This window comes from Actinomadura sp. CNU-125 (assembly GCF_001942465.1).
Taxonomy (GTDB): Bacteria; Actinomycetota; Actinomycetes; order Streptosporangiales; family Streptosporangiaceae; genus Spirillospora.
The window spans coordinates 1-14218 of sequence record NZ_MKJY01000129.1 but is presented as its reverse complement, the minus strand read 5'-3'; the positions used below and the strand labels follow the sequence as shown (position 1 = coordinate 14218).

The window sequence follows — 14218 nt, the reverse complement described above, 5'->3', positions numbered from 1 at the left end:
AGTCGTCGTGGAAGAGGTAGATGTTGAGCATCAGCGCGCCGCCGCCGGTGCCCAGGAGCTGGAAGTCGCGGGTGGCGACGTCGGCGAACAGGCCGCGGTCGACGCGCGGGAGCAGCGCGTTCACGTCGCGGGCGAACCCCTCCCCGCCGCTGTGCTGGGCGCCGAACGTCAGGACCATCCCCGCCTTGCGGCCCCGCAGGCCCGGTTCGTCCCGGACCGCCCGGCGCAGCGCGTCGACGGCCGCCGCGCTCCCCGTCCGCGCCTCGTCCGGGTCGACGGACAGCTCGATCTCGACGTAGCGGCGTTCGAGCGCCTGCCGGGGCGTCTTCGTCGGCGTCGGGGACGCCGCCGGCGGCTTCGGCGGCGGCTCCTGGGTGCCGAGGACGACGACCGAGAACGCCAGCAGCAGGTCCGCGAACAGCCATCCGGCGAGCGCGATCATGGAGACCCGCGGGTTCACCGGAACCATCGCCTCCGGCCGCCGCCCTCGGCGATCCGGTCGCGCAGCGCGTCCACCGACGCGCGCAGCCGCGCCAGCTCCGCGGTGACCTGCGCCGTGCGCCCGTCCGCCTCCGGCAGCCCGGCGAGGAGCCGGTCGAGTTCCGCGCGGATCTCGCCGGTCGCCGCCGCCAGCGTCGTCCGCAGCTCCTCGGCGGACCGCCGCGCGTGCGCGTCCAGGGCGTCGACCGCGCCGGGCAGCCGCTCGATCGACTCGGCCGTCCCGGCCATCAGCTCCCGGACCGAGGCGTCCATCCGCAGCAGCAGCTCCTCGATGCCCCCGACGACCGCGCCGAGATGGTCTGCGGTCATCTCGTGGCGGTGCGAGTAGATCGCCCCGTCGGTGCGCCAGTCGTCGAGCGCCGCGCCGATCGCGGCGCTCCCGGAGCCGAGGGCCTCGGCGATGCGGTCGCCGAGCCCGGCGCGGTCCTCGGCGGCGGCCGTCCGAGCCGCTCCGCGGCGTCCTCGACGGCCTTGCCCAGCAGCCCGGCGCCGTCCCCGAGCGCCCGGGTCAGCTCGGCGGTGGCCCCCGCCACCGACCCTGCGCGGCCGCGAGCGCGTCGATCCGCTGCCGACGGCCGCCGCGGCGGCACCGATCCGGCCGGTGGCGTCGCGGACCGCCGCGTCGCCCTTCAGCAGCGCCTCGGCGAGCCGCGCCACCCGGTCCATCCCGGCCCGCGCGCGGGCGACGGCCTCGTTCGTCTCCCGCTGCAGGTCCGCCGCGGCCGTCCCGGCCCGGCGCGCCTCCTGCGCCGCGTCCTCCAGCCGCCGCGCCGCCTCCTCGACGGCGCGACGCGTCGTCCAGCCGGAACCGGCCGAGGTGGAAGTCGGCGGCGGTGAGCGCCGCCGCCAGCTCGCGGGTGAGGCGGGCGCGCTCCCGCTCGGCGGCGCGCTCGGACCTGCGGCGCGTCGCCGTCTCGGCCACCGTCACCGTGATCAGCAGGCAGATCAGCAGCAGGGTGCCGAGGGCGATCCGGTCGAAGTAGAACAGGCCGCCGAGGCGGCCGTCGAACCCGGTCTGCCACTGCTCCAGGAACGACATGCCCGCCAGGTCGGCGTCCCCGCGGCTGTGCCGGTAGGCGCTGGTCGCCTTGAACAGCCCGAGCCAGGTCAGCATGATCGGCATGAAGATCAGCACCGACGGCGCCAGGTCCCGGACGGCCCCGGCGGCGCCGCGCGCCCGTCCCGGCTCGTCCGGCTCGGCGACCGTGTCGTCCCGCAGGAACGCCGCGTACAGGTCGATCGCGGCCCAGCGTTCGAGGTCGGTCTCGCCGTCCAGGTCGGCGGCGAGCCGGCCGAGCTGCCCGGCCCGCGGGCTCATCCGCGGTTCGGCGGCCAGCGCCGCCAGCCGCCGCGCCGCGTCCGCCCGTTCCAGCCGATCGGACGGGCCGGCGGCCCGGCCCACGGTCACCGTCAAGAATCCCCCGCCGTTTCGTGTCGTGCCGGTTACGGAGACATGAACACGTCGATTCTGGTCGGGATCGGGCCGAATGACTGCGCCAAACGGCACAGTGACCGCATTCGGTCTCTCCGGGTCAGCGGTTCCGCAGGCCGTCGAGGGTCTGCTCCAGCTCGGCGGCGATGATGCGGGCGGCGGCGGACGGGTCGCGGTCGCGGACGGCCTCGACCAGTGCGGCGTGCGCGTCCCGTCCGTGGTCGAGGTCGTGGCGGCGCACGTCCATGAGGGACGTCACTTCGAGCAGCCCCTCGCGCAGGACCGGGACGAACTCGGCGAACAGGTCGACCAGGATCGGGTTGTGCGCGGCCCGGACGATCGCGGCATGCAGGGCGATGTCGGCGTCGATGAACGCCTCGACGCGCCGGCCCGCGGCGCCGTCGGCGGGCAGGGCGGCGGTGCGGGCGGCCAGGGCGCGGTCGATGGCGGCGAGGTCGTCGTCGGTGCGGCGCAGCGCGGCGAGCTCGGTGGCGCGGCCCTCGACCATCTCGCGGATCTCGTACACGTCGACGACGGACGCGCGGCGCAGGCGCGTCCGCCAGTCCTCGTCGGGTTCGGTCGCGAGGACGAACACGCCCGCGCCCTGCCTGGCCTGGACGAGGCGCGCCGGCGAGCGCGCGCAGCGCTCGCGGACGGTCGAGCGGCCCACGCCCAGCTCCTTGGCCAGGGTCGTCTCGCCGGGGAGCCGGGTGCGACCGGCCAGGCGCCGTCCGCGATCTGCCCGCGCAGCCGCTGCGCGGCCTGCTCGACCAGCGGGCTGGGACGGAGCGGGCCGAGCGGCATGCGGGTTCCTTCCGGGACGCGGGACCGCACCACGGTAGCGCGGAAGCAACTTGTCTGAGGACCTGAGGTGTGGTTAGGGTGTCCGGCATGGCGTGGCAGGTCCTTCTTCTCGGCCGCCGCGGCGGGGCCTGATCCGACCGGCACCCCGCCGCGGGGTCCGGTGCTGCCGGTCGTCCGATCGGCGACATCAGGAGAATCTCCGTGAGCCACACCTTCCCGACCCTCCGGACGCCCGGCGGCCCCGTCCCCGACGGCGCGCCGTTCTGGAACCCGCAGCGCGGCGGCGCGATGCCGTCGCACCGGTACCGGTCCGTGCACGACCGCGCGCCGTCGCCCGTCCCGGACGTCGAACGCACCTGGCCGTCCCGCCGCCTGGAGCGGCCGCCGCTGTGGGTACCGGTCGACCTGCGCGACGGCAACCAGGCGCTCGCCGAACCCATGGACCCCGACCGCAAGGCCCGCATGTTCGACCTGTTCGTCGCCATGGGGTTCAAGGAGATCGAGGTCGGCTACCCGTCGGCGAGCGCGACCGACTTCGCGTTCGTCCGCCGCCTCGCCGAGGCCGGCGTCCCGGACGACGTGACGCCCGTCGTGTTCACCCCCGCGCGCCGCGACCTCATCGAGCGGACGATCGCGTCGATCGAGGGCCTGCCCCGCGCGGTCGTCCACCTGTACACCGCGACCGGCCCGGCCTGGCGCGAGGTCGTCCTGCGCGAGGACCGGGACGGCGTGCGGCGGCTGATCCTCGACGCGCCGCGGACGTCGCGCGCCTCGCGGGCCCGGGCGTCCGGTTCGAGTTCTCCCCCGAGACGTTCAACTTCACCGAACCGGACTTCGCGCTCGACGTGTGCGACGCCGTCACGAACCTGTGGGACGCGTCCCCGGACCGTCCGGTCGTCCTGAACCTGCCCGCGACCGTCGAGATCGCCACCCCGAACGTGTACGCCGACCAGATCGAGTACATGCACCGCAACCTGGCGCGGCGCGACGCCGTCGTCCTGTCCGTCCACCCGCACAACGACCGCGGCACCGGCGTGGCCTGCGCCGAACTCGCGGTGCTCGCCGGGGCGCAGCGCGTCGAGGGCTGCCTGTTCGGCAACGGCGAGCGCACCGGCAACGTCGACCTGATCACGCTCGCGCTGAACCTGCACGCCCAGGGCGTCGACCCGCAGCTCGACCTGTCCGACATCGACGAGATCCGCCGCACCGTCGAGCACTGCAACCGGCTGCCCGTCCACGAACGGCACCCCTACGGCGGCGACCTCGTCTACACGGCGTTCTCCGGCACCCACCAGGACGCGATCGCCAAGGGCATGGCGCACCACGCGAAGCGCGCCGCGGAACTGGGCGTCCCGCCCGAGCGGGCGCCCTGGGACGTCCCGTACCTGCCGATCGACCCCGCCGACGTGGGCCGCGGCTACGAGGCCGTCATCCGGGTGAACAGCCAGTCGGGCAAGGGCGGCATCGCCTACCTGCTGCGCACCGGGTACGGCCTCGACCTGCCGCGCCGCCTGCAGATCGAGTTCTCCCGCGTGGTGCAGGAGGCCACCGACGGCAGCGGCGAGGAGGTGACCGCCGCGCAGCTGTGGGAGCTGTTCCGCGCGGAGTACCTCGACGCCGCGGGCACGGTCGTCCTGACCGGCTGGCGCACGTCCAGCACCGGCCCCGCGCGGCACGACTTCACCGGGACGGTCGCGGTGGACGGGCGCGCCGGGGAACACTCGGGGCACGGCAACGGGCCGATCGACGCGCTCACCGCCGCGCTGGCCGCCGCCGGGGTGAAGGTCGACGTCCTGCGGTTCGCCGAGCACTCGACCGAGGCGAACCCGTCCGGCGGCGGCTCGCCCGCCGTCGCCTACGCCGAGTGCCGCGTCGACGGCGTCGTCCGCTGGGGCGCGGGCCGCGACACCTCGGTCCTGGCCGCGTCCGTCGCCGCCGTCCTGTCCGCCGTGAACCGCGCCAAAACCCCCTAGCCGACCCGCTTCCCATCTACGATTTCCCGCCATGAAAGAAGATCGGGTAGTTGAGGCGTTCGGCACGTGGCTGGAGTCGGAGTCGTGGACGCTCGTCGCCCCACCGACCAGTGGACCGACATCGAGGCCGTCCGGGGACCCGAGCGGCTGATCTGCGAAGCAAAGGGGCGTACGTCCGACCCCGGCATCGACTGTGACACCGCCTACGGCCAGTTGCTGCGCCGCATGACCGACCCGGCTCCGGGGGTCCGGTACGGGCTCGTGGTGCCGTCTTCGGCGCTGAAGGCGGCACTGCGGGTACCCGGGTGGGTGCGGAGCCTTGTCCGGGTGACGGTCTACGAGGTCACCGAGGACGGCTCCGTCGTGCGCCACGCCGACTAGCGGACCCGGGCGGTCGGCGGGGTACGGGGTACGGGGTCAGCGGCGGCGGGTGGTTCGGCGGGAGTCGCGGCGGAGGGTGCGGCGCCAGGAGAGGCCCGTGCCGGGGATCCGCAGGGTCAGGTGGCGGCGCCCGTGCGCGGAGCGCGTTTGACGCGCTCCCCGGCCTGAAGGCCGGGGATTCGGCCTGTGCCGCGCCGTTGCCGGTGCGGTCACTTCCGCGGCTTCCTGCTTCAACGGGCCGTGCCCCGGGACGAGCCGGGGTCTTACCTGCCCTCCATCAGGCGTTTAAGGTCTCCGCCTCCCCCGGACACCAGGGGGTTTCCGTCCAGCGGCGACCAGCAAAGCATCACCCGGAGGCGATGCGGCGTCCTTCGTCCAAGATGTTGCGTGCGGCATTGATGTCCCGGTCGTGCACCGCTCCGCATTGCCCGCAGGTCCATGCGCGGACGTGCAGGGGTTTGGGGCCGTCGCGCAGTCCGCAGCCCGAGCAGCTGCGAGGACGGAAACGCCCGCCCCACCCGCGCGAACGTCCGCCCGTACCGGGCCGCCTTGTACTCCAGCATGCCCACGAACGCCGACCAGCCCGCATCGTGCACCGATGCGGCCAGCCGGGTGCGCGCCAACCCCTTCACACACAAGTCCTCGACATAGACCGCTTGATTCTCGCGGACCAGTTCGGTGGAGAGCCGGTGGTGGAACTCGCGGCGCGCGTCGCCGACCTCGGCGTGGGCGCGGGCGAGGTTCAGGCGGGCCTTGTCCCGGTTGGCCGAGCCCTTCTGCTTGCGCGACAGCGCCTGCTGGGCCTTACGCAGTTTCTTGGCGGCGCGGCGCAGGAACCTCGGCGAGGTGATCTTGCGGCCGTCGGAGGTGACCGCGAAGTGCTCCAGCCCCAGATCGATCCCCACCTCGCCCGTAACCTCGGGCGGGTCTTGCACGTCGCCGGTCTCCACGACGAACGAGCAGAAGAACCGCCCGGCGGCGTCCTTGACCACCGTCACCGTGGACGGGACCGACGGCAGCCGCCGCGACCACCGCACCTTCACCTCACCGACCTTGGGCAGCGCGAGTTTGCCGCCGTCGGTGACCGACCAGCGGGCGTTGGCGGTGAACCGGATCGACTGGCGCGTGTCCTTGCGGGACTTGAACCGGGGTGCCCCCACGTTTTCCGGCCAGGCCGTCGAAGAAGTTGCGGTAGGCGGCCTCCAGGTCCCGCAGCGACTGCTGCAGCACCACCGCCGACACCTCACCCAGCCACGCCCGCCCGGGCGTCTTCTTCGCCTCCGTCAACGCCGCCGACAACTCCGCCGCCTTCGGATACGGCAACCCGGCCGCGCGAGCGTCCTCCCGCGCCCTCAGAGCATCATTGTAAACCACTCTGGCGCAGCCGAACGCCCGCACCAGAGCTTCCTGCTGGCCGCGGGTCGGGTAGAGGCGAAACCGATAGTGGAGCTGTACGTGACCAGTTTATTACTCTACGGAGGCGTCTGGATGTGGAATGCGGGACCCGGGCCGGTTCATTGCGGGAGACGCCGGATCGCCTCGGGGGCGATCCGGCTGTCTTTATCCCGCTCCGCGGGAGGGTCGGCTTCACCCCCGCCCTGAAGGGCGGAGCACTGCCGACGAAAACCGGTAGCGGGCGCCGCGCGCGCCGACGCTGTGGCCGACGCCGGCCCGCGAGAAGTTGAGTCGGAAAGGTCCCAGTCGGATCGATTTTCGGTAATGCCAGCCCATAGGGGCGGATTTCCCGGTTTCGGCGGGCTTGCACCTCGGCTTCCGCATCGGACGGCCGCACGCAACGGCAGGACATGACCAAAAACGCGAGGAGTTAGCAGAACGGCGCCGTTTACCGGCGCGCCGCCCGTTCGGGAGCGTGTGCCCGGTAGAGATCATTTCCCACTCCCGGAGGTGCGGGTTGGCCAGGAAACCCCTGAGACGGACCCGGCGGACGGCCGCGATCGCCGCGCTGACCGGCGCGGCCCTCGTGGCGGGCGGCGGCGGGACGGCGGCGCTCGCCCGGACGTCCCCCGAGATCGTGGTGAAGGACGGCGTGACGCAGCCCGCCTTCTCCTACGAGGACGCGATCCGCGAGCACGTGTACGTGCAGACGCGGGTGGACAGCGACCGCGACGGCGAACTCGACCGCGTCAACGTCGACATCGTCCGGCCGCGCGAGACCGAGGACGGCCTCAAGGTCCCGGTGATCATGGACGAGAGCCCGTACTACGACAACGCGGGGCGCGGCAACGAGGGCGAACGCAAGTCCTACGACGGGAACGGGAACCCCCTGAAGTTCCCCCTGTACTACGACAACTACTTCGTGCCGCGCGGCTACGCGTTCCTGGCCGTGGACATGGTCGGGACGACGCGGTCCGACGGCTGCCCGGTGAGCGGCGGGCCGACGGACGTCCTCGGCGGCAAGGCGGTCGTCGACTGGCTGAACGGCCGCGCGAAGGCGTTCCGGCCGGACGGCACGCCGGTCGAGGCGGACTGGACGACGGGCAGCACCGCGATGATCGGCAAGTCCTACGACGGGACGCTCGCGAACGGGGTCGCGGCGACGGGCGTCGAGGGGCTGGAGACGATCGTCCCGATCGCGGCGATCAGCGGCTGGTACGGCTACAGCCGGATGAACGGCGTGAAGTACTGGACGGACGAGCAGCCGTGGCTCGCGAGCTACGTCGACACCGACCCGCCCGAGAAGTGCGCCGCCGTGAACGCCGATCTCGACGCGGGCGAAGACGACGCCACCGGGAACTACAACGCCTACTGGAAGACGACCGACTACCGGCACGGGACGGTCGGGCGGGCGAGCAACGTGCGCGCGAGCGTCTTCGCGGTGCACGGCGTCAACGACCTCAACGTGAAGGACGACCACTTCGCGCTGTGGTGGGAGGAGCTCGCGCAGCACAACGTCAAGCGGAAGGTGTGGCTGACGCAGCGCGGGCACGTCGACCCGTTCGACTTCCGCCGGGACGAGTGGGTGCGGACGCTGCACCGCTGGTTCGACCACGAGCTCCACGGCATCGACAACGGGATCATGGACGAGCCGCGCGCCGACATCGAGGTCGGCCCGGACGAGTGGATCACGCAGGAGCACTGGCCGTCGCGCGACGCCGAGACGGTGATCCTGCGGCCGCGCGACGACGGGACGCTCGCGCAGCAGCGGACCCCGCAGGGTTCGACGGCGGCGTTCACCGACGCGGCGGGTCCGGAGGGGCACGGGACGTCCGAGGGCGCGATGGTCGAGGACCCGACGGCCGACCGCCCGTACCGGGCGGCGTTCGTGTCGGGCCCGCTGCCCGGGGGCGGCCGGTTGTCGGGCACGCCGGACGTCCGGCTGCGCGTCAAGGCGGACGCGCCGACCGCGAACGTCACCGCACTGCTCGTCGACTACGGGACGGCCGAGCGCGTCGATCACCTCGGCCCCGGCTCGGGCATCGAGACGCTCGGCACCGAGAGCTGCCACGGCGCGAGCACCGCGTTCGACGACGCCTGCTACCGGGAGACGCGCGTCACCACGACGAGCGCGCCGGTCAACGTGATCGCGCGCGGCTGGCTGGACCTGCAGAACGACGACTCGCTGAGCGACCCGCGGCCGCTGACGCCGGGCGAGTTCGCGGACGCCGGTGGGAGACGCTGAGCCAGGAGTACGTCCTGGAGGAGGGCCACCGGCTCGGGCTGATCCTGGCCGGGACGGACGCCGACTACAACACCGAGACGCCCACCGGCGCGACGGTGACGGTGGACCTGTCGTCCAGCTCGATCCGGTTCCCGGTGGTGCGGGCGGACGGGGACGCCCCGGCGAACCTCGTCGTCCCGCGCCCGAAGTCGCGTGGCGCGGCCCCGCCGAGGTCAGCCTGCCGGTTCAGGAGCGGAAGTTCTACTGACGGAAGATCCCTCGACCGAGGCCGCCGCTCCCGACCGGGGGCGGCGGCCTCGCCCGTCAGTTCTGGTCGGTGTCCTTGCTGGGCTGGACGCGCTTGGGCTCGCCGGGCATCTTCGGATAGTTCGGCGGGTACGGCATGTCGCCGAGGCCGTGGTCGCGCTCGTCGCGGTCGGCCATCTCCAGCAGCGGCTCCAGCGAGAACGCCGCGTCGTCGATGGTCGCGTGCAGGTCGCCGACCTTGGCGAACCGGTCGGGCATCGTGGCGATGGTGAGGTCGCGCGGGTCGACGTCGGCCAGCTCGTCCCAGGTCACGGGCGCGGAGACGGGCGCGTGCGGGGCCGGGCGGACGCTGTAGGCGGACGCGATCGTGCGGTCGCGGGCGTTCTGGTTGAAGTCGACGAAGATCTGCTCGCCGCGCTCCTCCTTCCACCAGCGGGTGGTGACCTCGGACGGGACGCGCCGCTCGATCTCGCGGCCGAACGCGAGCGCGGCGCGCCGCACCTCGGTGAACGTCCAGCGCGGCTCGATCCGCACGTAGATGTGCACGCCGGCCTTCCCGGACGTCTTGACGTAGCCGGTGTAGCCGAGTTCGCCGAGCAGGTCGCGGGCGGGGCCGAGCGCGACGCGGACCGCGTCGGCGAAGCCGGTGCCCGGCTGCGGGTCGAGGTCGATGCGCAGTTCGTCCGGGTGGTCGACGTCGCCCTTGCGGACCGGCCACGGGTGGAAGGTGAGGGTGCCGAGGTTGGCCGCCCAGGCGATCACCGCGACCTCGGACGGCGCGACCTCGTCGGCGTACCGGCCGCTGGGGAACGCGATCCGCGCCGTGGGCACCCAGTCGGGCGCGCCCTTGGGGATCCGCTTCTGGTAGAACGCGTCGGATTTGCCCGCGCCCATGCCCGCCTGGCCGCGCGCGTAGTCTTCCCGGGTGGCCATCTTGGCGCCCTCGAAGACCCCGGCGGGCCAGCGTTCCAGCGTCGTCGGGCGGTCGCGGGTGGCGCGCAGGATCCCCTCCCCCACGGCCAGGTAGTACTCCACCAGCTGCCGCTTGGTGTAGCCGTGCTGCGGAAAGTACGGCTTGTCGGGATTGGACACCTTGACGAGCCGATCCCCGACCGGGATCTCGATGAAGGGCGAGGCCATATCTGCACGTTAACCCAGGGGGGCGACATTCCCGGGAAGGCGCCGGGTACGTTCGGACGCATGGAGAAGATCCGCAAGAGCGAGGACGAGTGGCGGGCCCAGCTGTCGCCGGAGGAGTACCACGTGCTCCGTGAGGCGGGCACCGAGAAGCCGTTCACCGGCGAGTACACCGAAAGCGAGACCGTCGGCGTCTACCGCTGCCGCGCCTGCGGCACCGAACTGTTCCGTTCGCAGACGAAGTTCGCGAGCCACTGCGGGTGGCCGTCGTTCTTCGCGCCCGCCGACTCGGACGCGGTCGTCCTGCGCGACGACCGGTCCCTCGGCATGGTGCGCACCGAGGTGCGCTGCGCGACCTGCGACTCGCACCTCGGCCACGTGTTCCACGGTGAGGGCTACGACACCCCGACCGACGACCGGTACTGCATCAACTCGATCTCGCTGACCCTCGAACCCGCCGAGTAGTTCCCGCCCGCTCCGGCGCGGCCGTCCCGCCGCGCCGGTGCGGCCCCCGGTTACGGGAGCGACGCGATCAGTTCGCCCACCGGCTTGCGGCGGCCCGTGTAGAAGGGGATCTCCTCGCGGGTGTGCAGGCGGGCCTTGGCGCCCCGCAGGTGACGCATGAGGTCGACGATGCGGTGCAGTTCGTCGGCTTCGAAGGCGAGCATCCACTCGAAGTCGCCGAGCGCGAACGCCGAGACGGTGTTGGCGCGGACGTCCGGGTAGTCGCGGGCCATCTTGCCGTGCTCGGCGAGCATCGCGCGACGCTCCTCGTCCGGCAGCAGGTACCACTCGTACGACCGGACGAACGGGTACACGCACACGTACGCGCGCGGGTCCTCGTCGGCGAGGAACGCCGGGATGTGGCTCTTGTTGAACTCCGCGGGACGGTGCAGCGCCATCTGCGACCAGACGGGCTCGCTCGCGCGGCCCATCGCGGTGCGGCGGAACCGGCCGTAGACCTCCTGGAGGTCGTCGGAGCTCGGCGCGTGCCACCAGAACATGTAGTCGGCGTCGGCGCGCAGGCCCGAGACGTCGTAGAGGCCGCGGGTGGTGACGTCCTTCTGGCCGACCTGGTCCAGGAGGTCCTGCACCTCGGCGGCGTCCCGCTCGCCGAGCTGCCCGGGGCGCGCCCGGAAGACCGACCACATGGTGTAGCGGATCTGCTGGTTGAGTTCGCGTGCCTTCGGCTTCGCCGCGGGCTCGGTCATGTCGCTGCTCCTTCTCGACTGGCTCGACTGCGCAGGTGGTCCAGCACCCGGTCGGCCGCCGCGCGCGCCGTGGCGAGGCACGCGGGGACGCCGAGGCGTCGTAGGGGCGCCCGCGACGGCCAGCCCCGGCTGCCCGGCGACCGCCGCGCGGACCGTGGCCACGCGGGTCGGCGTGGCCGTCGTTGTACTGCGGGAGGCCGCCGCCCCAGCGGGTCACCCGGGCGGCGGCGGGCGCGCCGGCGACGCCGCAGGTCGCGGGCGCCCACGTCGCCGCCGCGACCAGCTCCGCGTCGGCCTTCTGCAGGGTGTGCTCCTCGCCGAACCGGCCGATGGAGCACCGCACGGCGATGAGGTCGCGGCCGTCGTCGCGCGGGCCGATCTCACGCAGATGCGGCCATTTCATCGAGCTGAACGTCACGGCCTTCACCCCGTGGGCGTTCTCCACGGCGGGGACGAGGTAGCCGCTGCCCTGCGGGAGCTCGGGGAACGCCGCGGCGGGATAGACGAGCGTGACGATCGCCATGCTCGCGTACTCGATGCCGGCCAGCGCGCGCGCGGCGGCGGGCACGTCGGGCGCCAGGAGGCGGGACGCGGGCACCGCAGGGACCGCGATCACCACCGCGTCGGCGTCCACCGCCTCGGGCGCCCGCGCGGACCCGACCGTGAGGCGCCAGCCGTCCGGACGGCGCCGCAGCTCGCGGACCATCGCGCCGGTGCGGACCGTCCCGCCCGCGGCGCCAGGTCGTCCGCGACCAGGCCGGGGAGCGTGCCGAGCCCGCCGGGGAGCGACGCGAAGACCGGCCCGGCGTTCGGCGGCGCGGCGTCGCGGACGCTCTGCACCGCGTCGAGCAGCGAGGGGTGCGAGCGCGCGGCGGCGGCGAGGGCCGGCATCGTCGCGTCGAACGACAGCAGCTCGGTGCGGCCCGCGTAGACGCCGCCGAGCAGCGGCTCGACGAGCCGGTCGACGACCTCGGAGCCGACCCGGGCACCGATGTATTCGGCGACGGAGACGTCCGCGCCGAGCGGCGTCGCGGGCAGCTCGCGGTCGAGGGGGACGCGGGCCAGCCCCTCCGGGGACAGCACCCGCGCGGCGGCGAGCGCCTCCAGGTCGGACGGGACGCCCATGACCTGCCCGGACGGGATGGGACGGAGCGCGCCGCGGCTGCGGATGCCCGAGGACGTGGTGCCGGGGTGGACGAGGTCGCCGTCGCGGCCGAGCTCGCGCAGCAGGTCGATCCCCTCGGGACGGCGCGCCAGCATCGACTCGGCGCCCTCGTCGACCGGAAGCCCGGCGATCTCGCTGACCTGCAGCTTTCCGCCGATCCGGGGGGAGCCCTCCAGCACGGTCACCCGGACGCCGACACGGGCGAGCAGGCGTGCCGCGGCGAGCCCCGCGATGCCGCCACCGATGACGACGACATGGGACGTGGTCATGCCTCCACCTTCCCAGACGCATCGCCGGATCGTGCACCGGGGCGCCCGCAAGGCCCGCGCCGCAAGGGAAGTTGTGATGCGGGTGACAAGAAAGGGCGACCACGCCAGTGAATACTGGCATCCATGATCTTCCAGCCGTTCTTCCGCCGCGCCGGCTCCGGCGCGCTGGCCGCCGGGCTGCTGCTGGGCGCGGCCCCCGCCGTCCCCGCCGCGGCTTCCCCGGCCGCCGCCGCACAGGCCCCCGCGATTCCCGACTTCACCGAGGTCGATCTCCCGTTCTTCTGGCCGAGGAGCGCCATCTACGGCCTGGACGCGGCATCGCCCGACAGCGTCTGGATCAGCGGCAGACAGGGCGAGATCACCTTTTACCCGGATGGATCGGCCCACACCATCCCCGGCAACCCGGTCGTCCGGCGCTGGAACGGCGGCGGCTGGGTCGAGTACCCCCTCGGCGGACTGCCGAACCAGGGCTGGATAACCCGGGTACAGGCGGGCTCCCCGGAGAACGTCTGGATCAACGGGCACCGGTTCCTGAACTTGGACATATACGACCACGAGCCCTACGTGGCCCGTTTCACCGGCTCCGCCTTCACCGAGGTGGCGCTCCCGCCCGGGACGACCGATCCGGTACTCCAGGTCGACGACTCGAACACCTGGCTCACCACCGGAGACAAGATCTACCGCCGGACGGGCGACACCTGGACGCTCGTGACCACGCGGCCGTCGGGCAGCGGCATCGCGCGCATCACCGCGGCCGACGACATCTGGAACGTCGAGACCCGTGAATCCGGAACCGAGATCGTCACCTCGCACTTCGACGGGCAGACCTGGCGGACCGTCCCGGCGGAACAGCCCACGCCTCCGGGCTGGGTGAGCCTCCGCGACATCAAGGTTCTGTCGCCCACCGATGCCTGGCTCGCCGGCATCGCGTACCCGGAGCGCCCGGCCAAGACCCAGTCGCCCCTGCTGATGCACTGGGACGGGACGTCGTGGACCCGCGCGACGGTGCCGCCGGGCTTCAAGGGCCTCATCGACCTCGAGAAAGGCACGAACGGGACACTGTGGGCGCTGGCCTACCTGGGGGAAGACACCGGCATGGGGCTGCTCCGATACAACGGCACGAGGTGGGAACCGGTCCAGGGGGGCGCGCTGCCGGACTCGGTCGACTACATCGCCACCCTGGCGATCGTGCCCGGTACCGGCCACCTGTGGCTGAGGGGAGGGACGGGCAACGGCCGCTCGCTCGTGCTGTCCACGCAGTAGGCGGGCCCGCCGCCGAGCCGTCCGCCGGGGCGCTCGCGGCGCCCGCGCCGCAAGGGGTTCATGGGCCGGGCGACTGGCAAGCGCAACTATGCCAGTGAATACTGGCATACATGGATCTTCGGACCTTCCTCCACCGCGCGGGCGCGGGGGCCGGTGCCTGCGCGCTGGGCGCGGGGCTGCTGCTGGCCGCGCCCCC

General features: G+C 73.1%; 15 protein-coding genes and 2 pseudogenes. 5 read left to right on the top strand and 12 right to left on the bottom strand.

Features of this window, described 5'->3' with window-relative positions:
- From BJF79_RS16975 to BJF79_RS16960, 4 genes are all read right to left on the bottom strand, one after another.
- Positions 1-460: hypothetical protein (locus BJF79_RS16975; protein ID WP_075898639.1), on the bottom strand; the 460-nt coding region annotated here is incomplete at its 3' end.
- Positions 457-810: a hypothetical protein gene (locus BJF79_RS16970; RefSeq protein ID WP_075898637.1), complete on the bottom strand. Its 354-nt coding sequence runs from the start codon at positions 808-810 to the stop codon at positions 457-459. The genes BJF79_RS16970 and BJF79_RS16975, both read right to left, overlap by 4 nt.
- Before the next feature lie 199 nt (positions 811-1009).
- Positions 1010-1909, bottom strand: coding sequence for a hypothetical protein (locus tag BJF79_RS16965; protein ID WP_075898635.1), 900 nt, complete (start codon positions 1907-1909; stop codon positions 1010-1012).
- Between the two features lie 124 nt (positions 1910-2033).
- Complete coding sequence (locus BJF79_RS16960) at positions 2034-2603, bottom strand: FadR/GntR family transcriptional regulator (RefSeq protein WP_262402150.1); 570 nt, start codon at positions 2601-2603, stop codon at positions 2034-2036.
- Between the two features lie 422 nt (positions 2604-3025).
- On the opposite strand from BJF79_RS16960, the pseudogene leuA reads away from it, so the two are divergent.
- Positions 3026-4710 (top strand): annotated as a pseudogene (gene leuA / locus BJF79_RS16955) (2-isopropylmalate synthase).
- Positions 4711-4776: 66 nt separating this feature from the next.
- Positions 4777-5091, top strand: coding sequence for a hypothetical protein (locus BJF79_RS16950; RefSeq protein WP_143219979.1), 315 nt, complete (start codon positions 4777-4779; stop codon positions 5089-5091).
- A 36-nt stretch (positions 5092-5127) separates the two neighbouring features.
- Here BJF79_RS16950 and BJF79_RS53360 read toward each other — a convergent pair whose 3' ends face one another.
- The 5 genes and pseudogenes from BJF79_RS53360 to BJF79_RS16940 all read right to left on the bottom strand — a co-directional run bounded on the left by BJF79_RS53360 (position 5128) and on the right by BJF79_RS16940 (position 6822).
- Positions 5128-5304 (bottom strand): DUF4236 domain-containing protein, encoded by a 177-nt coding sequence (locus BJF79_RS53360; RefSeq protein ID WP_262402149.1) that lies wholly within the window; start codon positions 5302-5304, stop codon positions 5128-5130.
- A 133-nt stretch (positions 5305-5437) separates the two neighbouring features.
- Positions 5438-5680, bottom strand: a complete 243-nt coding sequence (locus BJF79_RS65630; RefSeq protein ID WP_316043368.1) for a zinc ribbon domain-containing protein — start codon at positions 5678-5680, stop codon at positions 5438-5440.
- Positions 5643-6251, bottom strand: a pseudogene (locus BJF79_RS65625) (RNA-guided endonuclease InsQ/TnpB family protein); the annotation flags it as partial. The pseudogene BJF79_RS65625 and the gene BJF79_RS65630, both read right to left, overlap by 38 nt.
- The gene (locus BJF79_RS65620; RefSeq protein WP_316043367.1) at positions 6136-6489 is read right to left on the bottom strand and encodes a helix-turn-helix domain-containing protein; all 354 of its coding nucleotides are present in this window, start codon (positions 6487-6489) and stop codon (positions 6136-6138) included. The gene BJF79_RS65620 and the pseudogene BJF79_RS65625, both read right to left, overlap by 116 nt.
- 189 nt (positions 6490-6678) lie before the next feature.
- On the bottom strand, positions 6679-6822 hold the full coding sequence (locus BJF79_RS16940) for a DUF4236 domain-containing protein (protein ID WP_075898633.1): 144 nt from the start codon (positions 6820-6822) through the stop codon (positions 6679-6681).
- A 181-nt stretch (positions 6823-7003) separates the two neighbouring features.
- On the opposite strand from BJF79_RS16940, the gene BJF79_RS16935 reads away from it, so the two are divergent.
- A complete protein-coding gene (locus tag BJF79_RS16935) occupies positions 7004-8731 on the top strand; it encodes a CocE/NonD family hydrolase (RefSeq protein ID WP_075898631.1) in 1728 nt (575 codons plus the stop codon).
- 303 nt (positions 8732-9034) lie between these two features.
- Here BJF79_RS16935 and BJF79_RS16930 read toward each other — a convergent pair whose 3' ends face one another.
- On the bottom strand, positions 9035-10117 hold the full coding sequence (locus BJF79_RS16930) for a DNA polymerase domain-containing protein (RefSeq protein ID WP_075898629.1): 1083 nt from the start codon (positions 10115-10117) through the stop codon (positions 9035-9037).
- 60 nt (positions 10118-10177) lie between these two features.
- Here BJF79_RS16930 and msrB point away from each other — a divergent pair, with 60 nt between their 5' ends.
- Positions 10178-10579 (top strand): peptide-methionine (R)-S-oxide reductase MsrB, encoded by a 402-nt coding sequence (msrB, locus tag BJF79_RS16925; protein WP_075898627.1) that lies wholly within the window; start codon positions 10178-10180, stop codon positions 10577-10579.
- 50 nt (positions 10580-10629) lie between these two features.
- Here msrB and hemQ read toward each other — a convergent pair whose 3' ends face one another.
- Together hemQ and hemG are read right to left on the bottom strand one after the other, a co-directional pair.
- A complete protein-coding gene (hemQ, locus tag BJF79_RS16920; protein WP_075898626.1) occupies positions 10630-11325 on the bottom strand; it encodes a hydrogen peroxide-dependent heme synthase in 696 nt (231 codons plus the stop codon).
- 612 nt (positions 11326-11937) lie between these two features.
- The gene (gene hemG / locus BJF79_RS65615) at positions 11938-12759 is read right to left on the bottom strand and encodes a protoporphyrinogen oxidase (protein ID WP_143219977.1); all 822 of its coding nucleotides are present in this window, start codon (positions 12757-12759) and stop codon (positions 11938-11940) included.
- A gap of 123 nt (positions 12760-12882) precedes the next feature.
- Here hemG and BJF79_RS16910 point away from each other — a divergent pair, with 123 nt between their 5' ends.
- Positions 12883-14022: a hypothetical protein gene (locus BJF79_RS16910; RefSeq protein WP_075898624.1), complete on the top strand. Its 1140-nt coding sequence runs from the start codon at positions 12883-12885 to the stop codon at positions 14020-14022.
- The last annotated feature ends 196 nt before the right edge of the window (positions 14023-14218 follow it).